At 59.7% G+C, this 25346-nt stretch carries 21 protein-coding genes and 2 pseudogenes; 10 read left to right on the top strand and 13 right to left on the bottom strand.

Annotated elements, in window-relative coordinates; translation table 11 throughout:
- Positions 1–111: 111 nt before the first annotated feature.
- Entirely contained in the window at positions 112–1317 is a 1206-nt protein-coding gene (locus tag FFS13_RS06975; RefSeq protein ID WP_371922938.1) for an MFS transporter, read from the bottom strand.
- A 389-nt stretch (positions 1318–1706) separates the two neighbouring features.
- On the opposite strand from FFS13_RS06975, the gene FFS13_RS06970 reads away from it, so the two are divergent.
- Positions 1707–2831, top strand: coding sequence for a saccharopine dehydrogenase family protein (locus tag FFS13_RS06970; protein WP_256657837.1), 1125 nt, complete (start codon positions 1707–1709; stop codon positions 2829–2831).
- A complete protein-coding gene (locus FFS13_RS06965) occupies positions 2831–3298 on the top strand; it encodes an SRPBCC family protein (RefSeq protein ID WP_137818373.1) in 468 nt (155 codons plus the stop codon). The genes FFS13_RS06970 and FFS13_RS06965 overlap by 1 nt, the downstream gene beginning before the upstream one ends.
- Positions 3299–3522: 224 nt before the next feature.
- On the opposite strand, the gene pbpG is transcribed toward FFS13_RS06965, so the two are convergent.
- The 3 genes and pseudogenes from pbpG to FFS13_RS20345 all read right to left on the bottom strand — a co-directional run bounded on the left by pbpG (position 3523) and on the right by FFS13_RS20345 (position 5332).
- On the bottom strand, positions 3523–4461 hold the full coding sequence (gene pbpG, locus FFS13_RS06960) for a D-alanyl-D-alanine endopeptidase (RefSeq protein ID WP_137818372.1): 939 nt from the start codon (positions 4459–4461) through the stop codon (positions 3523–3525).
- Positions 4462–4617: 156 nt separating this feature from the next.
- Positions 4618–5196: pseudogene (locus tag FFS13_RS06955) on the bottom strand (MFS transporter); the annotation flags it as partial.
- Positions 5165–5332 (bottom strand): hypothetical protein, encoded by a 168-nt coding sequence (locus tag FFS13_RS20345; RefSeq protein WP_371922940.1) that lies wholly within the window; start codon positions 5330–5332, stop codon positions 5165–5167. The gene FFS13_RS20345 and the pseudogene FFS13_RS06955, both read right to left, overlap by 32 nt.
- Positions 5333–5758: 426 nt before the next feature.
- Here FFS13_RS20345 and FFS13_RS06950 point away from each other — a divergent pair, with 426 nt between their 5' ends.
- Complete coding sequence (locus tag FFS13_RS06950; RefSeq protein WP_137818371.1) at positions 5759–6475, top strand: 4'-phosphopantetheinyl transferase; 717 nt, start codon at positions 5759–5761, stop codon at positions 6473–6475.
- A 128-nt stretch (positions 6476–6603) separates the two neighbouring features.
- Here FFS13_RS06950 and fhuF read toward each other — a convergent pair whose 3' ends face one another.
- From fhuF to FFS13_RS06935, 3 genes are all read right to left on the bottom strand, one after another.
- Entirely contained in the window at positions 6604–7323 is a 720-nt protein-coding gene (gene fhuF / locus FFS13_RS06945; RefSeq protein ID WP_137818370.1) for a siderophore-iron reductase FhuF, read from the bottom strand.
- 14 nt (positions 7324–7337) lie between these two features.
- Positions 7338–8939, bottom strand: a complete 1602-nt coding sequence (locus FFS13_RS06940) for an ATP-binding protein (RefSeq protein ID WP_137818369.1) — start codon at positions 8937–8939, stop codon at positions 7338–7340.
- A gap of 88 nt (positions 8940–9027) precedes the next feature.
- Positions 9028–9753, bottom strand: a complete 726-nt coding sequence (locus FFS13_RS06935) for a response regulator (RefSeq protein WP_137818368.1) — start codon at positions 9751–9753, stop codon at positions 9028–9030.
- A gap of 752 nt (positions 9754–10505) precedes the next feature.
- Here FFS13_RS06935 and FFS13_RS06930 point away from each other — a divergent pair.
- The 5 genes and pseudogenes from FFS13_RS06930 to FFS13_RS06910 all read left to right on the top strand — a co-directional run bounded on the left by FFS13_RS06930 (position 10506) and on the right by FFS13_RS06910 (position 17229).
- Positions 10506–13397 carry a ribonucleoside-diphosphate reductase subunit alpha gene (locus FFS13_RS06930; protein WP_137818367.1) on the top strand — a complete coding sequence of 964 codons (2892 nt, stop codon included), beginning with the start codon at positions 10506–10508 and terminating at the stop codon, positions 13395–13397.
- A 441-nt stretch (positions 13398–13838) separates the two neighbouring features.
- Positions 13839–15086, top strand: coding sequence for a ribonucleotide-diphosphate reductase subunit beta (locus FFS13_RS06925; RefSeq protein WP_137818366.1), 1248 nt, complete (start codon positions 13839–13841; stop codon positions 15084–15086).
- Between the two features lie 148 nt (positions 15087–15234).
- Positions 15235–16137: a restriction endonuclease gene (locus tag FFS13_RS06920; RefSeq protein WP_137818365.1), complete on the top strand. Its 903-nt coding sequence runs from the start codon at positions 15235–15237 to the stop codon at positions 16135–16137.
- A gap of 217 nt (positions 16138–16354) precedes the next feature.
- Positions 16355–16516, top strand: a pseudogene (locus FFS13_RS06915) (transposase); the annotation flags it as partial.
- Positions 16517–16692: 176 nt separating this feature from the next.
- Complete coding sequence (locus FFS13_RS06910; RefSeq protein WP_137818364.1) at positions 16693–17229, top strand: transposase; 537 nt, start codon at positions 16693–16695, stop codon at positions 17227–17229.
- A gap of 113 nt (positions 17230–17342) precedes the next feature.
- Here the strand turns inward: FFS13_RS06910 and FFS13_RS06905 are convergent, their stop codons facing one another.
- Both FFS13_RS06905 and FFS13_RS06900 read right to left on the bottom strand, forming a co-directional pair.
- A complete protein-coding gene (locus tag FFS13_RS06905) occupies positions 17343–18131 on the bottom strand; it encodes an SDR family oxidoreductase (protein WP_137818363.1) in 789 nt (262 codons plus the stop codon).
- An 87-nt stretch (positions 18132–18218) separates the two neighbouring features.
- Complete coding sequence (locus tag FFS13_RS06900) at positions 18219–19313, bottom strand: alkene reductase (protein WP_137818525.1); 1095 nt, start codon at positions 19311–19313, stop codon at positions 18219–18221.
- A 175-nt stretch (positions 19314–19488) separates the two neighbouring features.
- On the opposite strand from FFS13_RS06900, the gene FFS13_RS06895 reads away from it, so the two are divergent.
- Positions 19489–20058, top strand: a complete 570-nt coding sequence (locus FFS13_RS06895) for a TetR/AcrR family transcriptional regulator (RefSeq protein WP_137818362.1) — start codon at positions 19489–19491, stop codon at positions 20056–20058.
- A 114-nt stretch (positions 20059–20172) separates the two neighbouring features.
- On the opposite strand, the gene FFS13_RS06890 is transcribed toward FFS13_RS06895, so the two are convergent.
- Both FFS13_RS06890 and FFS13_RS06885 read right to left on the bottom strand, forming a co-directional pair.
- Positions 20173–20898, bottom strand: a complete 726-nt coding sequence (locus FFS13_RS06890; RefSeq protein ID WP_137818361.1) for an NAD(P)H-dependent oxidoreductase — start codon at positions 20896–20898, stop codon at positions 20173–20175.
- Positions 20899–20935: 37 nt separating this feature from the next.
- Positions 20936–22183: an acyl-CoA dehydrogenase family protein gene (locus FFS13_RS06885; RefSeq protein ID WP_137818360.1), complete on the bottom strand. Its 1248-nt coding sequence runs from the start codon at positions 22181–22183 to the stop codon at positions 20936–20938.
- A 124-nt stretch (positions 22184–22307) separates the two neighbouring features.
- Here FFS13_RS06885 and FFS13_RS06880 point away from each other — a divergent pair, with 124 nt between their 5' ends.
- On the top strand, positions 22308–23309 hold the full coding sequence (locus tag FFS13_RS06880; RefSeq protein ID WP_137818359.1) for a GlxA family transcriptional regulator: 1002 nt from the start codon (positions 22308–22310) through the stop codon (positions 23307–23309).
- Between the two features lie 174 nt (positions 23310–23483).
- Here the strand turns inward: FFS13_RS06880 and FFS13_RS06875 are convergent, their stop codons facing one another.
- Both FFS13_RS06875 and FFS13_RS06870 read right to left on the bottom strand, forming a co-directional pair.
- A complete protein-coding gene (locus FFS13_RS06875; RefSeq protein ID WP_137818358.1) occupies positions 23484–24704 on the bottom strand; it encodes a multidrug effflux MFS transporter in 1221 nt (406 codons plus the stop codon).
- A 145-nt stretch (positions 24705–24849) separates the two neighbouring features.
- A complete protein-coding gene (locus FFS13_RS06870) occupies positions 24850–25305 on the bottom strand; it encodes a MarR family winged helix-turn-helix transcriptional regulator (RefSeq protein WP_137818357.1) in 456 nt (151 codons plus the stop codon).
- Positions 25306–25346 lie beyond the last annotated feature (41 nt).

The following is a 25346-nucleotide window of genomic DNA, read 5'->3' as shown; positions in this document are numbered from 1 at the left end:
GCGATTTAAGCCGGGCGAAGTTCGCCATTGAGCATTTGCCATTAAACAAAAGGTGACAGCGCGCATTGTGCCAAATGCTGGAACACCGGGGCAGCTTGCGCCCGCGTTTCTCTAGCCATTTTTCTGCGCCTGCTCGCTTGACCCCCGCCTGAGTAGCAAGAGCACCAACGCCGCCAAGGCAAACGCCGCGCCAGCATGGAAAGTCGCCGAGGCTCCGTAATTCTGCCAAAGCCAGCCGGCAGTAGCGCTGGCCAACAACAGGGCTATGCCACTCAGCAGATTGAATATTCCAAAAGCCGTACCCTTGAGCTCAGCGGGGCTCGTGTCGGCAACCAGAGCCGCCAATATCCCCTGGCTAAACCCCATATGCAGCCCCCACAGGGTGACACCGAGCAGAACCATGGCAACCGATTCGGCGTAAGCCAACACCAGATCGGCAAGCAGCAGAAACAGCAAGCCGGCACTCAGTAAGGTTGATCGGCTGATGCGATCCGACCACTTTCCCACCGGGTAGGCCGACAGCGTGTAGACGACGGCCATCACGACCATGACCATCGGCACCCAAGTGACGGCAAGCCCCAACTGCTGAGCACGCAACAGCAGAAAGGCTTCGCTGAAGCGCGCCAGGGTGAAGATCGCACCGACCGCCACGACCCACCAGTAGGCGCTGGGAAAGAGACTCAGCGAGTTCAGGCGGATCGGCGAGCGAAAGTGCCGATGAGGCGTTGCCGGCTTCGCTTCGCTGACACCGATGCAGAGCAGACCGACAGCCAGTAATGCCGGCATGACCGCGAACCACAGCACCAGCGGAATGTCGTCGTTAAACAACAACATCAGCACGATGGCCAGCGCCGGGCCGAGCAAGGCGCCCACCGTATCCATGGACTGACGTAAGCCGAAACAGGCCCCACGGATCGCTGCCGGGGCCACATCGGCGACTAGCGCATCGCGCGGGGCAGCGCGGATGCCTTTGCCGATCCGGTCCAGAAATCGCGCGGTGAAGACCATCTCTGCCGAGGTGGCGAGGGGGAACAATGGCTTGGTTAGCGCGGCCAAGCCGTAGCCGAGCAAGAGCAAACCCTTGCGTCGCCCGAGGTAGTCGCTGATCGTCCCGGAGAAGACCTTGACGATCAGCGCAGTAGCCTCGACCACGCCCTCGATCAGCCCAACAGTCAGCATGCTGGCGCCTAGTGTCCCGACCAGGAATACCGGCAACAGGCTGTGGACCAGCTCTGAAGACAAGTCCATAAACAGGCTGACAAACCCCAGCGCCCATACCGTGCGTGGAATGTTCTGGGTAGATGGGGCGTTCAGCACTTACCCGGCTCCATGTGGGCTGTATGGATCAGTAGCCTAGTCACTTAACCCAACGGGGCGCCACAGCAGTGAGGATTGTTGATCGCCCCCAGGCTCCAGCGTGGGCGCGTAGCCCTGGACGCTCCCCGCCCAATCACACCCAGCCACGCCTGGCGCAGAGCCTCCCCGGAAAGGTTCCAGCACGGAAACATGGGCAGCATCTAAGTGCTAGTGGATAGAAGATTGACGGGTATCGCTGCGCTTAACCCATCCTACGGGCTGAGCCTATACCCAGGATCAGCTTTGACTCTTATATAGCAGGGAAGCAATATGCGTTTGATCATCATTCTTTTGGTCGCCGCCTTTCTAACTGGCTGCGCCATGATTCCCTACGAAACCCAAGAGGCCAAATGGCAAGCGCAAAGATGCGAGTCGTAGTATTGGGTGGGCTCGGTAACTTTGGCGCCCGTATCTGCCGAAGCCTTTCGCTGGATGTGGGCGTAGAAGTAATAGCCGCAGGCAGAAGTGTCGCCACCTCAGATAAACATATCTTCGAGCAAGGGCAGACTGTTAGCACTGCAAGGCTTGATATCGACTCTCCCGACCTTGAGCAGCAATTGATCAGGCTGAGCCCCGATATTGTCATCCATTGTGCCGGTCCTTTTCAGTCTCAAGACTATCGCGTCGCTGAAGCAAGCTGTGCTGCCGGGGCTCACTACGTCGACATCTCGGATGGGCGAGCCTTTGTTTCCAGTTTTGCCCATAGCCTAAATGATAAAGCCCAGGCAGCGGGGGTCTGCGCTATCTCTGGCGCCAGCAGTGTTCCAGGTCTCTCTTCGGCAGTAGTCGACAGCCTTGCAAAGCGTTTTTCGCGCATCGACGCAATCAGCATTGCTATTGCCCCTGGCCAGCAAGCGCCCCGAGGTACGGCTACGCTCGCGGCTGTGTTCAGTTACGCCGGCAGGCCATTTCAACGCCTACATAACGGGCACTGGAGTACTTCCCATGGATGGCAGGATATGCGTGCCATTCGGTTTTCTCGGTTAGGCGTGCGCTGGGCCGCTGCGTGCGACGTGCCGGATCTGGAGCTCTTTCCCGCTCGCTATCCGTCGGTGAAAACCGTTGAGTTCAGGGCCGCTCTTGAGCTGCGGACTCAGCACCTGGCTCTCTGGCTCGCAGCGGCCATGCGCAGGGTGGGTATACCGCTGCCTATTGAAAGATATGCTTCACAACTCAATTCAATCGCCAACAATTTTCTGGATCGTTATGGAAGTGATTGCGGCGGGATGATGGTCAAGATATCCGGAACTCGACTCGACGGCACACCGGGTAACTGTACCTGGCATCTGACCGCTCCCGACAGGCACGGCCCGGAAATCCCCTGTATGGCTGCACTGCTCGTCACCCGCAAGCTTGTGAAAAGCGAGTTGAACCTGACGGGCGCCTTCGCCTGCACAGGACTGCTCGAACTCGATGAGTTCGAGCCAGAGTTTCGCCGCTGGGGGATTACCACCGAAATAGAGGAGTCCAGCTAATGGCTCAGCGTCGCCTCTTACTCAGGATGCCCGCCTCAGCTGAGGCAGCCTTCGAGGCATTTCACAATCATGCAATAAGACTCAAATGGGACACGTTGCTATCCGTTGCCTATGTCGAAGGTGGCGGTACTCACCCCTATGTCGGTGCCATTACCACAAACCGAGGCCGTGGCTGGAAGCGCTATCTTGCGATGCGAACGCGTTTCGTCAATTACGCCCCTCCGCGGATCGCAGCAGCGGTGATACAGGAGCCTGTTGGTCTGTTCGAACTATGGGCGGCCTCAATGCGTCATCGTGATCTGAACGATGGGACATCTGAGCTGATCTACACCTTCAATATCAGGTTGCGCCCACGCTGGCTCGGCTACTTCCTCGACTCAATCGCCATCAAGGTGTTTGAAGTCGAAACACGACGGCGCTTCGCTGCAATGGCGAGGTATCTGGAAGCAAACCAAAAAGCTGGGTGACAGGCTCATTGATACATATGTCTCTGTAAGCGGTGGAGTCCTCCGAGCCAATGAGCAAGTCGTCATTGGTTCCAAACGACTCATTGCAGTCATTCAGAGGTATCTATAGATGCCGTGGCGATTCAACTTGTCCAGGATTGCGGCTTTACGCTAAACCAAATAGCGCAATCTCTGAGCTCGTTCCGCCCCGATCAACTTCGCGGCTGAAGTCGATCGGGCGACCACTATTCGGCCACCTGGACCGTGCCGGTCTGGCGCAGTTGCAGGTTTTTTTGTTTTTTGTAGCTCTTGGCCGCTGCCGGCACCGGGCTGCTTTTGCCGGTTTCCATCCAGGTGCGCAGGCGATTGGCGTCGGCGAAGTGGGTGTACTTGCCGAATGCGTCCAGCACCACAAAGGTAACGGGGCGGTTGGCCATTACCGTGCGCATGGCCAGACAATGGCCGGCTTCATCGGTGAAGCCGGTCTTGGTCAGTTGAATATCCCAATTGGCTTTAAATATCAGGTGATTGGTATTGCGAAAACCCAGGGTGTAATTGGGCTTACGGAAAGCCACCGTCTTCTGCGTAGTGGTGCTCAGTTCGCCGATCAACGGATACTGTTTGGTGGCAATCAGCAGGCGGGTCAGGTCTCGGGCAGTAGAGACATTGTTGAGAGAAAGGCCAGTCGGCTCGACAAAGTGGCTGTTGCTCATGCCTAGCGCCTTGGCCTTGGCGTTCATCGCCGCCACGAACGCGGCATAACCGCCTGGGTAGTGGTGCGCCAGGCTCGCAGCAGCACGGTTCTCGGATGACATCAGCGTCAGCAGCAACAGGTCCTTGCGGCTGAGTTGGCTGTTGACCCGTACACGGGAGAACACGCCCTTCAACTCCTTGGTATCGCTGATGGCGACGGAGAGTGTTTCGTCGAGCGGCTGTTTTGCATCCAGCAGCACCACGGCCGTCATCAGTTTGCTGATCGAGGCGATGGGCACTATTACATCCGGGTTGCTTTCATACAGGACTTTTTCGCTTTGCAGATCCACCACCATGGCACTGCCTGAGGCGAGTTCCAACTTGGACGGATCGCGAATAACTGCAGCTTTTTCACCCGCATCAGCGCTCGTCGGCAATGCAACGCTTGCACATAAAAAGAACAGACCGACTATCGAATGACGAATTTTCACGAATAGAATTCACTGACTTAAAGGGTTGAACGGTAAAGACCAACTGATCCCGCGCTGACTGTTCATTTTATGAGCATGTTTACCGCACTGTCGACTCTTCTTCCCTGCTCCGTGCGAGCCGACCATAGGGCCTCACAACCGGGGCAGCATGCCGAGTTAAAGCGTGCGCACGCGCCAACCGGCGAACAGGAAGAGTGCCGCCAACACCGCCAGCAGCGGCAACCAGCCCGCGTGTTCCCAGACATAACCAGCGCCGTAACCCACCACACTGGAGCCCAGGTAATAGGCGCAGAGATAGAGTGCCGAGGCCTGCGCCTTGGCGCCTTTGGCGCGTTGGCCGACCTGGCCGCTGGCCACCGCATGGGCGGCGAAAAAACCCAAGGTGAAGAAGGCTAAGCCGAGTACCGCAGCACTCAGCCACGGCGTGGCACACAAGGCCACACCGAACAGCATGATGCCGATAGCGCCCTGCATGACTTGCCGCGCGCCGATGCGTGGCACCAAACGCCCGGCCCAACCGGCGCTGAAAATGCCGACCAGATAGACGCTGAACAGCAAGCCGATCACCGTCGACGACAAGCCGAACGGCGGCGCCGCCAGGTGAAAGCCTACGTAGTTGAACAACGCCACGAAGCCGCCCATCAACAGGAAGGCCTGCAAGAACAGTCCGCGCAGCTCCCGGTTGCGCAAATGCTCGGCAAAATTACCCAACAGCCCGGCGAGGGACAGCGGCCAGCAACGGCAACAACGGCTGCACGCAATAGAGCAAGGCAAAGGTGGCAAAGCCGGCACAGAACAGTGCCAGGGTGGCACGTCGATAAGCCGAGGTGCCACGCGTCAAATGCGCGGACGGGCTTGCAGTTGAATTCATCACGGGGTTCCCGAATGCCCGACCCAGGCGGGTCGCGGGGGTGGCCAGGCTAGCATAGGGCGAACGCTCGCCTGGCCTGTCTACTCGGCTCTATTAATAGCAATCCTTAGCCTGGCCCTGAATGCGACATTAGATGAGGTGAGCGGCTGGGGGCTTGCTTGCCGCGCCTGCAACGCAAAAAAACGCAAAAAAAAACGGGAGCCCATCCAGGCTCCCGCACTCAAATTCAGAGACAAATGGATAGAACCGATTTCAGCTAATGCTCTGGTTCTAAACTACAACCTCACCTGCGTTCCCAATGAAACGCGGTCGCAGTCTGGCAAAACTGGGCCGCGCTATCCGTTTAGCTTTGTTGCCGTTCTGCAAAGAAATGTAAACGCCGCGCCACGACTGGCCGCCCCGCCCGCGACACGGCAGAATGCCGGCATGAGTAGCCATCCCCTCCCCGCCTGCTGCACTCCGCTGAACGACCATTGGCCGCTGCCTCAGCCGCGGCCCACCGCTCGACTGATCAGCACGCACTTCGATCCCGCCTTGCTGCACGCGGAGGACTTCAGCCGCAGCCAGATTCCCGCCACCGAGGGCGTGGCCAAGCGCCAGACGGAGTTTCTGGCCGGTCGCCTGTGCGCCCGCGAGGCGCTGCAGCGCCTCATCGGTAGCGACGCAGTACCCGCCGTCGGGGCAGATCGCGCGCCGCAGTGGCCGACGGGAGTGACCGGCTCGATCACCCACAGCCATGGTTGGGCCGCCGCCATAGTCGCGCGCCGTGAAAACTGGCGTGGGCTTGGCCTGGATGTCGAAACGCTGATGAGCACCGCACGCGCAGAGCGCTTGCTCGGCGAGATCCTCACCGCAGCCGAACAACAGCGCATCCGTAGGCTTGCGCCCGAGCAACTGGGGTTTTTCGTGACCCTGAGCTTTTCCCTCAAGGAGAGCCTGTTCAAGGCGCTCTATCCGCTGGTGCAACAGCGTTTCTATTTCGAGCACGCCGAGCTGCTGGCCTGGTCCGACTCGGGCCACGCCCGCCTGCGCCTGCTCAAGGACCTGTCGCCCGAGTGGTCGCGTGGGCGTGAGTTGGACGGTCAGTTCAGCCTATTCGACGGGCGTTTGCTCAGCCTGGTTGGCGTACCGGGTGCGGTTTAGGCAAGACAGAGATGCTGGCCGAGCGGCGTTGAATGCTTAGTTGCTGGGTTTCGCTGCGCTCTACACCCGCCTACCGATGCGGCGGATCGCAGCCCCACAGCCTTATATCTATACCGGCACCTCTTGGGTCACTCCGGGCCGCGGCGCAGCAATGGGCAGTGCTCGCAATGCTCGATGCCTGCTACCCGGTGCCGTAGGCAGCACACCCGGCGCTCTCGGCGCGGTTGCAAGGCCCCGGCCTGCGGCACATAGCGTACCGGCGCAAATAATGGATTGGCGGTTCCATCCGGGCGCCGCCGCGCCTCTAGCAGGGCATAAGCCGGCGCCAGAGAAGCCGCCGTCAGCTCGGCCAGCCGGCGCAGCGTGGTCTCGAAATAGTCCCCGGCATTGCCCCACAGCACGTGCGGCGCGACTCGGCCATGGGCCGCCAGGGTCTGGATGAACGGCTGCAAATTACCCTCGACCAGCTCGGCAAACCGTTGGAACGGATCGTCCGGCGCATCGGGCCAGTGCGCGCCCCCATCCGGCAGTTGCACCGCCTGCGGCAGGCCGTTCTCGCCGAGCAGCACGCGCAGTGCGTCCGGTGCCAGCGGCAGACGCCAGTCGTGCAGCAGGCTGGCGGCCAGCACAGGCGGGATCAGCGCCATGAAATAGTATTTCGAGTACTGCGAGACCAGCACGCAACGCTGGCTCTTCAGCAGCTGCGGCCCATAGATGCGGCTCAGTCGCTCATCCAGCCCGGCGGGTTCCAACAGCGCTGCCACACTCAGCGCCGGGCGCGAGTCGCCCGGCAAGGCCAGGGTCGCGGCGAAGCACGCCAACTCGCCAGGGAACAACCGCTCGAGCATGCTCCGCATCGCGGCTATTGCCGGCGCGGCCAGACCAGACTGAAGCGCGCCCCCCCCAGGCTGTCGCTATGGCCGATCTGCGCACGGCCACCGTGCCAATAAATGATCCGCCGGACGATGGAGAGGCCCAAACCATGCCCGCCCGACGCGCGGGTGCGGCTGTCGTCCAAGCGCAGGAAGGGGGTAAACAGGCGCTCCCACTCGGCCTCGGGTACGCCGGGGCCGTCGTCCTCGACATCCAGCCGGCAGCGCTGATGGCCGATCTGATAGCTCACCCGCACCCGTGATTCGGCATGGCGCATGGCATTGCTCACCAGGTTTTGCAGTGCGCGGTGCAAGTAGCGCAGCTCCGCCTCCACCAACGCCCCGCCACCATCGCGCGCCTTGATAGTCGGGCCCCGCTCCACCCGTACCCCCGGGCGCAACGGGGCCAGTTCGGCGATCACCTGATCGAGCAGCGCATCCAGGTCGACTTGCTGAAAGTTCAGCGCCGGCGTGCCCTGCTCCAGCCGCGCGTAGGTGAGCATCTCGTCCACCAGGCGGTCGAGGTCCTGGATATCGCTATCCATGCCCTCCATATATTTGCGCCGCGCCGCCTCGGTCTCGGCGTCGCCGATCATCTCCAGGCCGAAACGCAGGCGCGCCACCGGCGTGCGCAGTTCATGGGACACCGCGCGCACCATCTCGCGCTGAATCATCAGCGAGCGCTGCAGGTGCTCGGCCATCGCATTGAACGCCGCCGCCAGGCGCCCCACCGAATCCGCCCCACCGGCCGGCACCCGCGCCTCCAACTTGCCGAGGGCGATGCGCGTGGCGGCGCCTTCGAGGCCGAGCAAACGCTGCTCCAGCTGGCGCACCAGCAGATAGACGATCAGGCCGATCAGGCTCAGCCCGAGGGCGCCGATCAGCACCAGCAACTCCGGGGGATAGGGGTTCATCTGGTACAGCGGGCCGATCTCCAGCACCCAGGGCGTGCCGACAATCCCGGAGAACACATGAATCGAATCACCGCCCTTGCCCAGCGCCATCACCGTATCGCCTTCATCCACCCGCCGGCGCTGATCCTCATCGAGGTTCGCCTGATCGAGGCTGACCAGCCGCAAGTCGAAGCCAAACTGCTTGGCCTCTTTCAGCGCGGCCAGGCGCTGCGGTTGCTCGGCCACCGGGAAGCGCACCAACTCGTCGATCAATAAATACACCGTGGCACGGGCCAACTGCTCACTGATCTGCTGCACCTCGCCTCTCAGCAGCAGTTGCTCGCTCGCGCTGACCAAGCCGTAGACCTTGGCCGCGTGTGGGCCGGTCTGTTGCACCAGCACCTGGCCACGCAGCAGGCGCTTGCGCATGCCGCTGTCGAAGGCCGGCTCCGCCAGCGGTTGCAGGGCCAAGGGGATACCCAGCAGCCGCCCCCACACCACCACCGCCCGGCGGCGCTCGACCGGGCTCATCTGCTCCAGGTTGTCGGCCATCAAGCTAAAGGTTCCGCGTGCGAGGCGCTCACGGTACTGGTCGGAGCGCACCTCGTTGACCAGGTGCAAGGTCAGGACCCCCAGCACGGCCACCAGCACCAACGCGGCCAACATGCCGCCATAGATACGCAGGAAGATGGAATTCATGAGCGCTGCGCCCTCAACAAAGCGTACTGATCCACACTGCGCGGGCATGCCGCGAGGAGCGCATGCCCGCCTCCGCTCGCCACGGCCTTCAGCTCGCCAGCCCTTCGGCCGCCTCGGCAACGAACAGGTAGCCCTTGCTGCGCACCGTCTTGATCAAGCGCGGGTGCATCGGGTCGTCACCAATCTTCGGGCGGATGCGCGAAATACGCACATCGATGGAACGATCCAGGCCGTCATATTCGATACCGCGCAGGGCGGTGAAGATTTCCTCGCGGGAGAGGATGCGTCCGGCGTTGGACGCCAGTAACCAGAGCAAGTCGAACTCGGCACTGGTCAGCTCGATGCTCTGCTCACGCAGCCAGGCCTCACGCATCGCGCTATCGATCACCAAGACGCCGAACTCCAGCCGCCGCTGACTTTCCGCCGCAAGCACCTCGGGGCCTTCGCTACGCCGCAGCAGGGCACGGATACGCGCCAGCAGCACCCGCGGCCGCACCGGCTTGCACACATAGTCGTCGGCACCCATCTCCAGGCCGAGTACCTGATCCATATCATCGCTGCGCGCCGTCAGCATCAGAATCGGCCCGTCGTAACGGCCGCGCACCTTGCGGCAGATGGACAGGCCATCCTCGCCCGGCAGCATCAGGTCGAGCACCACCAGATCCGGCTGTTCTTTAAGGATGCGCGCCGCGGCCTGCGCGCCATTGGACTCGATCGCCACCTTCAGGCCGTTGCTCTCGAGGTATTCCCGAGTCAGCTCGGCCAGGCGCTGATCGTCTTCGACGATAAGAATTTGCCAGGCTTCTTGCTCCACCACTGCCTCCTAAGAACACGTTGCTGCGACTGCCGAAACGGCCAGCATTGTAACAACGGCCGGCGTTCTGCATAGCGCATGCCAAACCACAACATAAAACACAAGATGTAGTGTTGGTTTGAGAAGCCTTCAGCATCTTCAAACGCCGTTGTCAAAGCCATTTAATTGGCGACGAATGGCTCAAAATGATCAACCCCAGCGACCATGCGGGCTACGCAAAGTTACCCAAGGTTAACCCACAGCTTTATCCACAGGCTGCGCATGACAGTCGCCTTGCAATGACCCCAATAGCGCTCTATCTTGTATCCCAATCGCGCCAAACACCTACATGTTGGGTTTTGGCAGACCACCGGACACAAGAAGAATGACCCGCAGGGGCCCTTTCGCAGGCCACCACCGGTGCGTCGAATCGCTCTTTTAATGACCCATCCACCGCTGCGGCGGTGAATACAGAACAAGACCCAAAAAGTGCGTGACTGCGGTCTTGATTCGGTGTAGCGCTACCAAGCGCGCACCACTAGGTATTGTGGTTCTGACGCCTGCCGTCATGACCTATGACTTTAGAGCCAGGGAAGTGCTTGAGTCGTGCCCTTTTCTGACCTGTTTGCAAGCCCCTGTGCGCCCGGCCTTGTGCCGTGCGTAGGGCGTTTTTGGAAGCTCCGGCTTCTGAAAACAATGCGTTGAAAACCATGGAATGAACGGCAAGCACGCCAAGTGTCCAACTAGATAAATACAGAACACGGAGACCTTTCATGCAGACCGACACCCCTCGCGAGAACCCGCTGGCCGCTGCGCCGCAGGCCGCCGATTCGACTCAGGATCTGGCCGCCACCGCACCGGGCCAACTGCGCGTGATCAAACGTAACGGCACCGTGGTGCCCTATACCGATGACAAAATCACCGTAGCCATCACCAAGGCGTTCCTCGCTGTGGAAGGCGGCACTGCTGCCGCCTCGTCGCGTATCCATGAAACCGTCGCGCGCCTGACCGAACAAGTCAGCGCCACCTTCAAGCGCCGCATGCCCTCGGGCGGCACCATCCACATCGAAGAGATCCAGGATCAGGTCGAACTGGCCCTGATGCGCGCCGGCGAGCAGAAGGTCGCCCGTGACTACGTGATCTACCGCGACTCGCGCGCCCAGGAACGCGCCAAGCGTGGCAGCCTCGAACCGGCCCAGCCGCACCCGAGCATCCGCGTGACCCACGCCGACGGCAGCGTTGCGCCGCTGGACATGGGCCGCCTGCACACCATCGTCAGCGAAGCCTGCGAAGGCCTGGCCGAAGTCGACGGCGAGTTGATCCAGCGCGAAACCCTGAAAAACCTCTACGACGGCGTCGCCCAGAGCGACGTCAACACCGCCCTGGTGATGACCGCCCGCACCCTGGTAGAGCGTGAGCCGAACTACTCCTACGTCACCGCTCGCCTGCTGATGGACACCCTGCGCGGCGAAGGCCTGGGCTTCCTCGGCGTCGCCGCCAGCGCCACTCACCACGAGATGGCCGAGCTGTACGCCAAGGCTCTGCCGGCTTACATCGCCAAAGGCATCGAGTTCGAACTGCTCGACCCGAAACTGCAAGCCTTCGACCTGGAAAAACTCGGCCAGGCGATCGACCACGAGCGCGACCAGCAGTTCACCTACCTCGGCCTGCAGACCCTGTACGACCGCTACTTCATCCACAAGGACGGCATCCGTTTCGAACTGCCGCAAGTGTTCTTCATGCGCGTGGCCATGGGCCTGGCGATTGCAGAGCAGCAGAAAGAAGAGCGCGCCATCGAGTTCTACAACCTGTTGTCGTCCTTCGACTACATGAGCTCGACCCCGACCCTGTTCAACGCCGGCACCCTGCGCCCGCAGCTGTCCAGCTGCTACCTGACCACAGTGCCGGATGACCTGTCGGGCATCTACAACGCCATCCACGACAACGCCATGCTCTCCAAGTTTGCCGGCGGCCTGGGTAACGACTGGACTCCGGTGCGCGCACTCGGCGCCTACATCAAAGGCACCAACGGCAAGTCCCAGGGCGTGGTGCCCTTCCTGAAAGTGGTCAACGACACCGCAGTCGCGGTCAACCAGGGCGGCAAGCGCAAAGGCGCGGTCTGCGCCTACCTGGAAACCTGGCACATGGACATCGAAGAGTTCATCGAGCTGCGTAAGAACACCGGTGACGACCGGCGCCGCACCCACGACATGAACACCGCCAACTGGATTCCCGACCTGTTCATGAAGCGCGTGTTCGACGACGGCCAGTGGACCCTGTTCTCCCCAAGCGAAGTACCGGATCTGCACGACCTGACCGGCAAGGCCTTCGAAGAGCGCTACGAGTACTACGAAGCCCTGACCCAGTACGGCAAGATCAAGCTGTTCAAGACCATCCAGGCCAAAGACCTGTGGCGCAAGATGCTCTCCATGCTGTTCGAAACCGGCCACCCATGGCTGACCTTCAAAGACCCGTGCAACCTGCGCAGCCCGCAGCAGCACGTCGGCGTGGTCCATAGCTCGAACCTCTGCACCGAGATCACCCTGAACACCAACGCCGACGAAATCGCCGTGTGCAACCTGGGCTCGATCAACCTGCCGAACCACATAGTCGACGGCAAGCTCGACACCGCCAAGCTGCAGAAGACCGTGAACACCGCAGTGCGCATGCTCGATAACGTGATCGACATCAACTACTACTCGGTACCGCAGGCGCAGAACTCCAACTTCAAGCACCGCCCGGTTGGCCTCGGCATCATGGGCTTCCAGGACGCGCTGTACCTGCAACACATCCCCTACGGTTCGGACGCGGCGGTCGAGTTCGCCGACAAATCCATGGAAGCGGTGAGCTACTACGCCATCCAGGCCTCCTGTGACCTGGCCGACGAACGCGGTTCCTACGAGACCTTCCAGGGTTCCCTGTGGTCCAAAGGCGTCCTGCCGCTCGACTCCCAGCAGATCCTCATCGAGGCCCGTGGCCAGAAGTACATCGACGTCGACCTGACCGAGTCCCTGGACTGGGCGCCGGTGCGTGCCCGCGTACAGAAAGGTATCCGCAACTCCAACATCATGGCCATCGCACCGACCGCCACCATCGCCAACATCACCGGCGTATCGCAGTCGATCGAACCGACCTACCAGAACCTCTACGTGAAATCGAACCTGTCCGGCGAATTCACCGTGATCAACCCCTACCTGGTGCGCGACCTCAAGGCCCGCGGCCTGTGGGACTCGGTCATGATCAACGACCTGAAGTACTACGACGGTTCCGTGCAGCAGATCGAGCGCATCCCGCAGGAGTTGAAAGACCTCTACGCCACCGCGTTCGAAGTCGACACCAAGTGGATAGTCGACGCCGCCAGCCGCCGCCAGAAGTGGATCGACCAGGCGCAGTCGCTGAACCTCTACATCGCCGGCGCCAGCGGCAAGAAGCTCGACGTCACCTACCGCATGGCTTGGTACCGTGGCCTGAAAACCACCTACTACCTCCGCGCCCTGGCCGCCACCAGCACCGAGAAGTCCACCGTGACCACCGGCAAGCTCAACGCAGTCTCCAGCGGTGCCATCGACGAAGGCTTTGGCGCCGCCCCAGTACAAGCCGCCGGCCCGGCACCGGTGCCCAAGGCCTGTTCAATCGACGAGCCAGATTGCGAAGCCTGCCAATAAGTGTTCGGCAACGCACGGATCTGAGCGGCGCCCGCGTTGTTGCCGCGCCACCCGACCCCAGTCACGTACAGCAGTACGCTCCTGGGGTCGGATGCCGCGGCGCCTAGCGCTCGCTCGCTCAGCTTCGCGCTTGAAATGCAGTAATAAAGCAACACGCAGATTAGTCCCCTCGCCCCTCCGGGGAGACGACTGCAAGGATGCAGGAGGTAGGGCGACGCAGGATGCTAAAGCCGAGGGTTAGGGAGAGGGGCGGCCTCAAGCCATTCACATCTCCTCAACCCACGAACACGAAAGCAACAAGCAGGCAGAGGCAAACCATCGCCCTGCTGTGTGCGACCAACGGCAACCGTTTTGCTTTGTGTGCAGCGAGCAACGGACTAGAATTAACTGTATATCCATACAGGCCAGACGCAGCTCTGGCCCTCAAGCAGGAGCTGAAGCATGCTGAGCTGGGATGAATTTGATAAAGAAGACGGCGACCTCGCCAAACCGGCCGGCGCCGCAGCAACGGTGGTCGATATGAGCCTGGAAAAACTCGACAAAGACGGCAACGCCGCCGCCCACGAAGCCCGCGCCGTCAGCGACAGCGACTCCGCGGCCGTAGCCCGCGCCAAGGCCGCCCTGGACCAACTCGACATCGCCGAAGGCCTGGCCGAGCTGGAAGGCTCCTCCGCCCGCGTCGCGGTCGATGAAAAGCGCATGATCAACTGCCGCGCCGATCTCAACCAGCTCGTACCCTTCAAGTACGACTGGGCCTGGCAGAAATACCTCGACGGCTGCGCCAACCACTGGATGCCGCAAGAAGTCAACATGAATGCCGACATCGCCCTGTGGAAGAGCACTGACGGCCTGACCGAAGACGAACGGCGCATCGTCATGCGCAACCTCGGCTTCTTCTCCACCGCCGACTCCCTGGTGGCCAACAACCTGGCGCTGGCCGTGTACCGCCTGATCACCAACCCCGAGTGCCGCCAGTACATCCTGCGCCAGGCCTTCGAAGAGGCGATCCACACCCACGCCTACCAGTACTGCATCGAATCGCTGGGCATGGACGAAGGCGCGATCTTCAACATGTACCACGAGATTCCCTCGGTCGCGAAAAAAGCCGCCTGGGGCCTCAAATACACCCGCGCCATCTCCGATCCGCAGTTCAACACCGGCACCGTCGAGACCGACAAAGAGCTGCTGCGCAACCTGATCGCCTACTACTGCGTGCTGGAAGGCATCTTCTTCTACTGCGGCTTCACCCAGATCCTCTCCATGGGCCGCCGCAACAAGATGACCGGCGTCGCCGAGCAGTTCCAGTACATCCTGCGCGACGAGTCCATGCACCTGAACTTCGGCATCGACGTGATCAACCAGATCAAGATCGAAAACCCGCACCTGTGGGATGCCGCGCTGAAAGACGAAGCCACCCAGATGATCCTCCAGGGCACCCAACTGGAAATCGAATACGCCCGTGACACCATGCCGCGCGGCGTACTGGGCATGAACGCGGCGATGATGGAGGACTACCTCAAATTCATCGCCAACCGTCGTTTGACTCAGATCGGTTTGAAAGAAGAATACCCAGGCACCACCAACCCCTTCCCATGGATGAGCGAAATCATGGACTTGAAGAAAGAGAAGAACTTCTTCGAGACTCGGGTTATCGAGTATCAGACTGGTGGGGCGTTGAGCTGGGACTAAACAGCTCTGGCGCGATCAGTGAGAAGTAGATAAACGCTTTACCTGAAATGGAAGTTTGGGGCAGCGAGTAGAAAGACCAAAAGCCCCGCCTTGTGCGGGGCTTTTCCATTTTCCGATTGATTTTCCAGAAAATCCAAGATAACCCCACATGCCAATTCCAGATTTCCAAACATTAATGCGCCCACTTTTGGAATTGCATAAAGATGGGCTAGAGCATTTAAACCGAGATCTTGTAGAAAAGCTCGCAGAACAGTTTTCCCTTACAGAAGACGAACGACGAGAAATGCTCCCAAGCGGAAGAGCAAAACTTTTCGACAACCGCGTAGGCTGGGCAAAAACTTACATATCTAACGCCGGACTAATTCAGTCCCCGCGCCGCGCCATATCAGTAATAACAACCAAGGGCATCGAGGCACTAAGACAAAAGGAGCCGATAAACCTGAGATTTTTGAAAAGCGTCATCGACTCCCAAAACAGCACAGTAGCTCAAAAACAAAAGAAATCTCCAACCACTGAAACCACGAACCTAGAAGAAGCAACACCAGAAGAATCCTTTGAAAATGCCTATTTGAAAGTTCGCCAAGAAGTTGAACAAGATATACTCAAAAACATCCTAAACAATCCGCCAGAATTCCTAGAAAGGCTTGTTGTCGATTTAGTGGTAAAAATGGGCTACGGAGGCAGCCGCAAAGATGCTGGAGAAGCGATCGGGAGGTCCGGTGACGAAGGAATTGACGGAATAATAAAAGAAGACCCACTCGGCCTTGATATTATCTACCTCCAAGCCAAAAGATACGAGGGAACCGTAGGGCGCCCTGACATTCAGAAGTTTGCCGGTGCTCTTCAAGGCCAAAGAGCCAAAAAAGGAATTTTCATAACCACCTCCAGCTACTCAAAAGAAGCTCTGGATTACGTTTCAAAAATTGACACGAAGATCATACTAATCGACGGAAAAACATTAGCAAAATTAATGTTCCATCATGGTGTCGGCGTATCAACCAGCACAATTTACGAAGTAAAGAAAATAGATACCGATTACTTCTCTGAATAAAAATCTGTCTTTGCCCGAGAGGACTCTTTGACCATACGAATAGATGGATTTAGCAAGTAGCCTGGATATCCCGGTGGAAAATGCTTCGCAGTTTTCCACCCTACGAATACGGATTTCAAAAGTTGGAGGGAATGTGGCGGTCGGGTGTAGGGTGGACAACGCTCTGCTTGTCCACCATCGTTTGTCCAACCCTTAAATCGCTCAAGGATGAGCTGCAATGTCCGACTACCGCCGGGCCCGCGTTCCTGGCGCTACTTACTTTTTCACCGTGAACCTGCGGGATCGCAGCAGCGACCTGCTCGTCCGGGAAATTGATTTGCTGCGCGCTACGGTTCGCGCAACCAAAGCGCGACATCCCTTCCATATCGACGCCTGGGTCGTTTTACCTGAGCAAGTAGCCTGGATATCCCGGTGGAAAATGCTTCGCAGTTTCCCACCCTACGAATACGGATTTCAAAAGTTGGAGGGAATGTGGCGGTCGGGTGTAGGGTGGACAACGCTCTGCTTGTCCACCATCGTTTGTCCAACCCTTAAATCGCTCAAGGATGAGCTGCAATGTCCGACTACCGCCGGGCCCGCGTTCCTGGCGCTACTTACTTTTTCACCGTGAACCTGCGGGATCGCAGCAGCGACCTGCTCGTCCGGGAAATTGATTTGCTGCGCGCTACGGTTCGCGCAACCAAAGCGCGACACCCTTTCCATATCGACGCCTGGGTCGTTTTACCTGAGCACATGCACTGCCTCTGGACGCTGCCTGAGGGCGATGCCGATTTTGCGCTGCGCTGGAAGGTGATCAAGTTTGCTTTCGCCAAACGTCTGCCACCAACCGAATCACGCACCGCTACGCAAAGAACACGCGGCGAGCGTGGCATTTGGCAGCGGCGCTATTGGGAGCACCTGATCCGCGACGAACTCGACTATCAGCGCCATTTTGATTACATCCACTTCAATCCAAAAAAGCACGGTCATGTCGAACAACTGGTGGACTGGCCATATTCCAGCTTCCATCACGCAGTCCGCTCCGGTATTTATCCGCCCGGCTGGTGTGGCAGCGCTGTTGATACCCGTCGCATCGTCACTGGTACGAACTAAGCCTTTCGCCCTTACGGCGAGTTACTTTCTCTTTGCTCGCGCGAAAGAGAAAGTAACCAAAGAGAAAGCGCGCCCGGCTGGATAGGTGAAGCCCGGCCTGCAGTGCGGTACTGTCAAGACGTTGTCCGATAGCGCTCTGCTGCATGCCCCTGCCTAACCTCCGAGAGCAGGCCTTGTCGCGCGGCATCAAGGGTGTCCCAGCGCTCGGCGACGTGCAGCGGCGGGATGGTCACGAGCTCACGGCGATCGAAGCCGACCAGTGCTGCATCGACCAGTTCTCCCACTTCCATCACCGCGGGCAGCGTGTTGATATCGATGCCCGCACGTTCCCAGAGCTCCGTGCGGGTTGCCGCGGGGAGTACCGCCTGCACATAGATGCCCTTGGGCGAAAGCTCCAGGTGCAGCCCCTGGGAGAGAAACAATACGAAGGCCTTGGTCGCACCGTAGATCGACATGCCGAGCTCAGGCGCCAGGCCCACCACGGAGCCGATGTTGACGATTGCCCCCTCGCCAGCCTGCGCAAGCCGCGGAGCGATCGCGCTGGCGAGTCGGGTCAGCGCAGTTGTATTGAGCGCGATGAGCCGATCGATGCCTTCGGCCGTCTGCTCGAGGAAACGGCCGGACTGGGGAATACCGGCATTGTTGATAAGAATCCCGATCCGGGAATCATCGCGCAGGCGCGTTTCGACAGCGGCCAGATCATTGGGCTGGGTAAGATCGGCCTGGAGGACATCGACTGCGACACTGTTTTCCTCTCGTAGACGAGCCGCGAGGATTTCCAGCCGCGCTTTGTCACGCGCAACCAGCACAAGGTCGTGACCACGACGCGCGAAGCGCTCGGCGTAGATGGCACCGATACCGGTAGAAGCACCAGTGATAAGAACTGAGGAATTAGCGGTCATGTGTTTGCTCTCTCGATTAGGTGAACCACTGCGAAGATGTACGACGCGTAATAAGGGGCCGCGCATGCGCAGCGCAGCCCCGCAGCCTTACTGGGCGCTGGAGTCGGCCAGGGTCGGATAGTCGATGTATCCCGCAGCGCCGCCACCGAAGAGCGTGGCCGGATTGAGCGCCGCTAACGGCGCGTCCGTCTTCAATCGCTCCACCAGGTCCGGGTTAGCGATGAAGGGGCGGCCGAAGGCAAACAGGTCGGCCTTGCCCTCGGCGAGTTGGGAGGTGGCGAGGCCCAGGCTATAGCCGTTGTTGGCGATGTAGGTGTTCTTGAATCGCCGGCGCAGGGAGTCGAAGTCGAACGGCGCGACATCACGCGGGCCGCCCGTCGCCCCCTCGACGACATGCAGATAGACGATGCCCAAGGCATCGAGCTGGTCGACGATGTAGTCGAACTGCGCCTGCGGATCGCTGCTGGAGACACCATTGGTCGGCGAAACCGGCGAGATACGGATACCGGTGCGCTCGGCGCCGATCTCGTCCACCACTGCCGCCGTGACCTCCAGCATCAGCCGCGCACGATTTTCGATGGAGCCGCCGTAAGCGTCGGTGCGTACGTTGGCACCGTCCTTGGCGAACTGGTCCAGCAGGTAGCCGTTAGCGCCGTGGATCTCGACTCCATCGAAGCCCGCGGCGATGGCGTTTGCCGCAGCCTGGCGGAAATCGTTAACGATCCCCGGCAGTTCGTCGAGCGCCAGCGCTCGCGGCTCGGACACGTCCATGAAGCCGTTGTTGACGAACGTCTTGGTCTCGGCCCGGATGGCCGAGGGCGCCACCGGAGCAGCCCCGCTCTCCTGCAGATCAACGTGTGAGACGCGCCCGACATGCCACAACTGCAGGAATATCCGGCCACCCTTCGCATGGACGGCAGCGGTGACCTCGCGCCAGCCGTCGATCTGCGCCTGGGTGTAGATGCCGGGCGTATCCTGGTAGCCCTGGCCCTGCTGCGAGATCTGCGTGGCCTCGGCGATCAGTAGGCCGGCCGAAGCCCGTTGGCCGTAGTACGTTGCGGCAAACTCGCTGGGGACGAAACCCGTGCCAGCACGGTTGCGCGTCAGCGGCGCCAGGACAACCCGGTTGGAGAGCGTCAGGGAACCCAGGGTATAGGGGTCGAACAGAGTCTTGTCGGTCATGCCTTCTTTCTCCAGTGCTGTGAGGTGGGTGCCGCTCATGGCCAAAGTCCCACGAGAGGATTCGCGAGCACTTATGATGATGACCATCATCTTTGCCGTCAACAGTTTTGATGACGACCGACATCAATGTATATTGGCGACATGACTGTTGGCTTCAACAACGAGGCGTGTGGATATGAAAGTCACCAAAGAACAGGTGCAGGCGAATCGTGCGCACATCGTCGAGACGGCCTCCGCTCTGTTTCGTGAGCGTGGCTACGATGGCGTGGGTGTAGCGGAATTGATGGCGGCTGCTGGCTTCACCCATGGCGGGTTCTACAAGCACTTCCGCTCCAAGGCCGACCTGATGAGGGAAACGACCGAGAGCGGACTCTCGCAGTCCCTGGCAAGCAACAAGAGCTTGGATGTCACCGAGTTCTTCAAGTACTACGTGTCCCGGGAGCACCGAGACGCCCGCAGCGCAGGCTGCACCATGGCCGCTCTCTGCGGGGACGCTGCTCGTCAATCAGAAGACGTCAAGGCGACGTTTGCAGCCGGGATCGAAAACCTGCTGACCGCCCTTCAACATGAAGGCGCAGTGCCGGGTGATGCGAATCAGGACAAAGGGCGGGCAAAGCTGATCGACATGCTTGCCCATGCGGTCGGCGCGATCGTATTGTCGCGAGCCTGTCCTGACGACTCTCCCCTGGCGGATGAGATTCTGGAGATCTGTCGCGTGGCTATTCTTGAGCCGCTGCCAGCATAAGCAGCAACCGGGTAACGATACGATGCAAGGAACGTAAACCCGCAAAATTCCGCACGGTGCGGAGGTCACTGGTCAACTCTAGGTCGCCAGCGCCGCATCTCTTCTACCGATGGGCTATCCGAGCATGTGCGCCGCATTCGCAGGGAGCGGATGCAGCTTGTCGTCGAACTGTTTGAGTGAGACGAACTGAAGTGGTTGCAGCGTGTCTAGCGAGCGCAAGTACTGTCGATACTGCTCCAGCAGCGTGCTGCGTGCTTCTTGGGAGATATAGGGCACGTGGTAGGCCACAAAGGGCGGCAGCACGGTCATCCCGGTATAGGCCAGCGTGCCGCGTAGGATGGGGCGGAGCATGTCGTTGAGATCGCCATGCACGCCATCTTCATCGAACATATGGGGTTGACCGCCGATGGTGATGGCCAGCATGGCCTTCTTGCCAGCCAAACCGCCCTGGTCGTAGAAGCGCTTGCCGCCGTAGCAGACTCCCGACACCAGCACTCGATCTATCCAGCCCTTCATGATCGCCGGCATCGAGAACCAATAAATCGGGAAGGTGAATATTACCAAGTTCGCTTTCAGCAGCTTGTCCAGCTCGCCCTGGATATCAGCGGCTAGCGAGAGATGAACGTGGTTGTGGCGCTGTTCCAGGGCATAGGTCAGGTACTCGGGATTGGCGCGGCTGCCAAAATCGGCGGCACTGGCGACCGGATTCCAAGCCATGGCGTACAAGTCGGACACTTCGACGGAATGTCCTTGTGAGCGCAGTTCTTCAACCGCCAGATTTTTCATCGAGGCATTGAACGACTGCGGCTCGTTGTGCGCCTGGACAATCAGGATGTGCATTGGCTAGGTCTCCAGTGAGCTTGGGTTGGCAGGGCCATCAGCCGGTGATCTCTTTACCGAAGATGCCGCGGGCAATGACCAGCTTTTGAATTTCATTGGTGCCCTCATAGATTTCGGCGATCTTGCAGTCGCGGTAAATCTCTTCGACCCGGTAATGCGAGCCATCCGCCGCGAGTTCGCGCATAAAGCCGTAGCCACCAAAGATCTGCACGGCATCACGGGCGAATTCACCGGCGAGGTTGGTGGCGTACCATTTGGCCATCGCGGCCTCGGGTTCCGGGAAGGCGTGCCCCTGGTCCATGCGTAACGCCGCCTTGAGGTACAGGTTGCGGGCATTCTCGATTTCAGTGGCACGCTCCGCCAGCTTGAACTGCCAGTGCTGGAACTGCGCAATGGCCTTGCCGAAAGCCCGGCGGGTCTTGAGGCGCTCGGCACTGTGGTCAAACAAGGCCTGAGCCATGCCAGTGCCGCTGGCAGCAATGCCAACCCGCCCGTACGTCAGGGTTTGCAAGGCGATCTTGAGGCCTTGGCCCGCTTGGCCAACCACGTTTTCCAGGGGCACCTGGACGTTGTCGAAGTAGATGTCCGAGGTCAACTGGCCGTGGTTGCCCATTTTCTTGTCGGGGTCGCCGACACGCACCCCAGGGCAATTCAAGTCGATCACCAGTTCGGTCATGCGCTCGCCATCGACGCAGAGCAGCACCACGAAATTGGCGACCGGTGCGTTGCTGATGAAGCGCTTGCGGCCAGTGACGCTGTAACCCGTCTCGGTGCGGGTGGCGAAGGTGCGCATGGCTTCGATGCTAAGGTCGGTGCTGGCATCCGGTTCGGTGGTGGCAAAGCTGCCGATCTTGTCGCCGTTGAGCAAGGGCATGAGGTAGCGTTGCTTGATCGAGTCTGAGCCGTGCTTCAGCGCATTGCCGGCGAGGATGCAATGCACGTCGACGATGGCGGCCACCGAGTTCGAGTGGTAAGCCAGCTCTTCGATCATCACCGCGGTGGCGGCGGCTGGGTACTTGAGCCCGCGCCCGCCAACCTCGGCAGCAAAGGGGATGCGGAACAACCCTGCCTTGGCCATCTTGCTGAACAAGTCCCATGGGAAGGCAGCGACGGATTCCTCGGTATGGCCAATGGCGTAAGCCACCGGGGCGACATGCTCATCGGCGAAGCGACGCACCTCCTGACGAATGGCGAGGGTTTCCTCTGGCGTATTCAGGTCGTGGTAGAGGCTGTCCTGATAACGGCTAATAGTGCTGTTAGCGGCGGCTTCGGCAAGATGGGTCATGACGGATTCTCGTGGTTGGCAAGCGTGACGAGAACTGTAGGGCGCCGCCTGGGATGGCGTAATAGGCAAAAACGACAGTAAATATGCGATTATCGCCAATGCCACTTTAAAGGAAGGTTTCGCCATGCCGACTGCTGCCATTCTGGGATTCGATGACTCCTATGCGTCCGTCATCGGCGGCTTTGCCGACATGCTGCAGGTTGCCAATGCGCATATGCGCAAGCAGGGCATGCCCGCGGCCGGACTGTTCGAGTGGCATTTCATTTCACAGAACGGATTGTCGGTGCGGGCGAGCAACGGGCTGGAGCTGGCCATGCGCGCCCTGCCGCAGGACCAGTATTACGACCTGGTCTTTATCCCCAGCCTGCATTACCGAGGCTGGCAGCAGTTCCAGCGCTTTCTGGACAGTCAGACGGCTGTGCGCGACTGGCTGATCAAGCAGTGGCAGCAGGGCGCCTGGCTCTGCGCCAATTGCACCGGCACTTTTCTGCTCGCCGACACCGGCCTGCTCGATAACAGGGTGGCCACCACCACCTGGTGGTTGGAGGGGCATTTTCGCGAGCGCTTCCCGCAGGTCGATCTGCAAATGCGGCCGCTGGTGACTGAGTCTGAGCGCCTGGTGTGTGGCGGCGCCCATGCCACCTTTTTGTTGCAGGCCGTGCAGGTGCTCACCAAGTTTGCCGGCAAGGCCATCGCCATGCAGTGCGCGCGCAGCATGCTGATCGATTTGACCCAAACGACCCAGACGCCGCTGCAACCGCTGATCGCCGACAAGAGCCACAACGACCCCCTGGTTCAACGCGCGCAGAAGTGGCTGCAGGATCACTTGGCGCAGCCGGTGCGCATGACCGACCTGGCGCAGAAGCTGGCAGTCAGTGAACGGACCTTGATCCGCCGCTTCAACCTGGTGCTTGAGCAGTCGCCGCTGACCTATTTGCAGAACCTGCGCATCGACACGGCGCGGGCGTTGCTGGAGGCCGGTGACCTGAGCACCGAGCGCATCGCGCAATATGTTGGCTACAGCGACCTCAGCTCGTTTTCGCGCCTGTTTCGTGAGCGAGTTGGATTCACCCCCGGCACCTATCGAGCCCGGTTTCAGTTGTGTGAGTCGAATGAGCTGAAATGACTTTTGGGGGGTTGAAGTTACTTCATCCGCGACTTATACAAGAAATCGTAGTTCATGAAATCCAATATGAGTTAGATGCCCCCGCATTTGGAGTCCGGCGGCAATCGCATGCTACAAAGGCTGCGCTGGGGTGGAGATTGGATGTATGAGGAGCTGGCTGCTCCACTCATGGCTCTACTCCACTGCAAAGAAAACCAGGAACGACAGCGCAAGACCTGTTGCCGAAATGATTCCCAGCGAGGTGTACGCGGACACGCCGAGGCCTGCGCCGAGAGTGATTGCTACGGCCGCACAACCCATTTGCAAAAATCCGAGCAACGCCGAAGCTGCGCCAGCCTGATTCCCGAAGGGATGAAGCGCAATAGCCGTTCCGAGCGGATTGATGAGACCCATTCCAAGCAGAAATACAGTCAGGGATACGCTAAAGAAGAGGAAATCCTCTTTGCCGACGAGCAGCGCAAGGCTGCCCACCAACGCAATGACAATTCCAGCGTGCGCCACAGACACTTGCCCCCATCGGCGAGCCAAACGGGGCGCCAGAAAACCCGAAGCGAACACGACAAAGACCGTTGCCGCAAAAAACAACCCGAGCTCCAACGACGAGAGCCCAAATCCAGCCATCAAGATAGCTGGAGCCATTGAGAAAAAAGCGTACAGCGTGCCTATGACCAAGCTTACGGAAAACGCTGGTGCAATAAAGTGCCTGTCGAGCAGAAGTCGTTTGTAGCCGGCGAGGATAGCGGGCACAGATTGCGCGGATCGATTGTCCGCATTATGCGTCTCCCCCAATCTGGCCATGTAATGAGCGGCCAATACAATCGCCAGAATACCGACCAATCCAAATGTCGCGCGCCAACCAAGCAGGCTGTTGAAAGCCCCGCCCAGCAGCGGAGAGAAACCGGGCGCGGCAGCCATAGCCACCATGATGAGCGAAAGTGTTCGCGCAAGCTTATCGCCATCAAACAAGTCGCGCGCAATAGCCCTAGACAGCACAGCCGCCGCGCATGCCCCGAGCGCCTGAATAATCCGACCACTTACCAGCTGAGGCAATGTAGTGGCCATGGCGCACACAGCACTGCCCGCGACAAACGCGATGAGTCCACCAAGTACCAGCCACTTGCGGCCAAATCGATCTGAGAGCGGGCCAACAAAGAGCTGCCCCAGGGCGAATGCGACAAAGAAACTACTGAGTGTTGCACTGAGGTCTTTGACTGAAGCCCCCAGTTCAACAGCCATCTCGGGAAAAGCCGGGAGGATGATGTTTGTCGCGAGGGCACCGAGCGCTGCCAATCCCGCCAGTAAAAAAAGCAATTCACCGTTGAACTCTATTCGGGACGTCGTGGAGGCGACTCCCACCTTCCTAAATGGGCTGTCTGGCTCGATTGCTTTTGTCATTGATCTACCTGCACTGTTCGTTCGAATAGACTCGGGCGATTCAATTGTTACTGCCAGTCAAAGCACTGCGCAGTCCAATATCACGGCAGCTGAAGCCTGTTGCCATCGACGCATGCGCAGTGCCTGACACGGGCATCCAGAAAACTCAATTTCCCACTGGATCATCGGAGTCGTCGTCAAGGCATTCGATGCACGCGTCGAGCAACTCGTGCAGCGTCGCAACGCGCTCCACGCCGAGTCGCTCATTGAGTGCCAATTGCGCCTCTTTCCAGGCGCGTTGTCCTTCGGCTTGTTTGGCGTGTCCTGCCTCGGTCGCTTCGACAAGGCGGCTACGTGCATCGCCTCCTGCACCGATCGTCAACCACCCCTGAGCGACCAGGGACTGCATGTTTCGAGTCAACGTCGAAGCATCCATCTGCATGCGCCTGGCCAGATCACTCGGACGGATAGGCCCAAGTCTGACGACATGCGACAACAGCGCGTACTGCGTGTTCTTCAATCCGGACTCGGCGACATAGCGGTCGTAGTGACGCGTCACCATGCGATTGAGCTGGCGGAGCTTCAGATTGGTACAACCCTGTGGCTTGATAGTGTTGTTCATGCGATATATTGTATCTGCAATATTTGCATATGCAATCATTC

Origin of the sequence: Pseudomonas sp. 2FG (genome assembly GCF_005502935.1) — a bacterium.
GTDB lineage: Bacteria > Pseudomonadota > Gammaproteobacteria > Pseudomonadales > Pseudomonadaceae > Aquipseudomonas.
The sequence above is the reverse complement of the archived record's forward strand: the minus strand, read 5'-3'. Positions and strand labels throughout refer to the sequence as shown.

Excerpts from the sequence above, each read along its gene's own strand:
- FFS13_RS06880 (WP_137818359.1), top strand. The coding sequence starts at position 22,308 with ATGCCGACTGCTGCCATTCTGGGATTCGATGACTCCTATGCGTCCGTC.
- FFS13_RS06900 (WP_137818525.1), bottom strand. The coding sequence starts at position 19,313 with ATGACCGACAAGACTCTGTTCGACCCCTATACCCTGGGTTCCCTGACG.
- fhuF (WP_137818370.1), bottom strand. The coding sequence starts at position 7,323 with ATGCTCGAGCGGTTGTTCCCTGGCGAGTTGGCGTGCTTCGCCGCGACC.
- FFS13_RS06925 (WP_137818366.1), top strand. The coding sequence starts at position 13,839 with ATGCTGAGCTGGGATGAATTTGATAAAGAAGACGGCGACCTCGCCAAA.
- FFS13_RS06930 (WP_137818367.1), top strand. The coding sequence starts at position 10,506 with ATGCAGACCGACACCCCTCGCGAGAACCCGCTGGCCGCTGCGCCGCAG.
- FFS13_RS06875 (WP_137818358.1), bottom strand. The coding sequence starts at position 24,704 with ATGACAAAAGCAATCGAGCCAGACAGCCCATTTAGGAAGGTGGGAGTC.
- FFS13_RS06950 (WP_137818371.1), top strand. The coding sequence starts at position 5,759 with ATGAGTAGCCATCCCCTCCCCGCCTGCTGCACTCCGCTGAACGACCAT.
- FFS13_RS06940 (WP_137818369.1), bottom strand. The coding sequence starts at position 8,939 with ATGAATTCCATCTTCCTGCGTATCTATGGCGGCATGTTGGCCGCGTTG.
- FFS13_RS06970 (WP_256657837.1), top strand. The coding sequence starts at position 1,707 with ATGGCAAGCGCAAAGATGCGAGTCGTAGTATTGGGTGGGCTCGGTAAC.
- FFS13_RS06920 (WP_137818365.1), top strand. The coding sequence starts at position 15,235 with ATGCCAATTCCAGATTTCCAAACATTAATGCGCCCACTTTTGGAATTG.
- FFS13_RS20345 (WP_371922940.1), bottom strand. The coding sequence starts at position 5,332 with ATGAATTCAACTGCAAGCCCGTCCGCGCATTTGACGCGTGGCACCTCG.
- FFS13_RS06890 (WP_137818361.1), bottom strand. The coding sequence starts at position 20,898 with ATGCACATCCTGATTGTCCAGGCGCACAACGAGCCGCAGTCGTTCAAT.
- FFS13_RS06870 (WP_137818357.1), bottom strand. The coding sequence starts at position 25,305 with ATGAACAACACTATCAAGCCACAGGGTTGTACCAATCTGAAGCTCCGC.
- FFS13_RS06905 (WP_137818363.1), bottom strand. The coding sequence starts at position 18,131 with ATGACCGCTAATTCCTCAGTTCTTATCACTGGTGCTTCTACCGGTATC.
- FFS13_RS06910 (WP_137818364.1), top strand. The coding sequence starts at position 16,693 with ATGTCCGACTACCGCCGGGCCCGCGTTCCTGGCGCTACTTACTTTTTC.
- FFS13_RS06965 (WP_137818373.1), top strand. The coding sequence starts at position 2,831 with ATGGCTCAGCGTCGCCTCTTACTCAGGATGCCCGCCTCAGCTGAGGCA.
- FFS13_RS06885 (WP_137818360.1), bottom strand. The coding sequence starts at position 22,183 with ATGACCCATCTTGCCGAAGCCGCCGCTAACAGCACTATTAGCCGTTAT.
- FFS13_RS06895 (WP_137818362.1), top strand. The coding sequence starts at position 19,489 with ATGAAAGTCACCAAAGAACAGGTGCAGGCGAATCGTGCGCACATCGTC.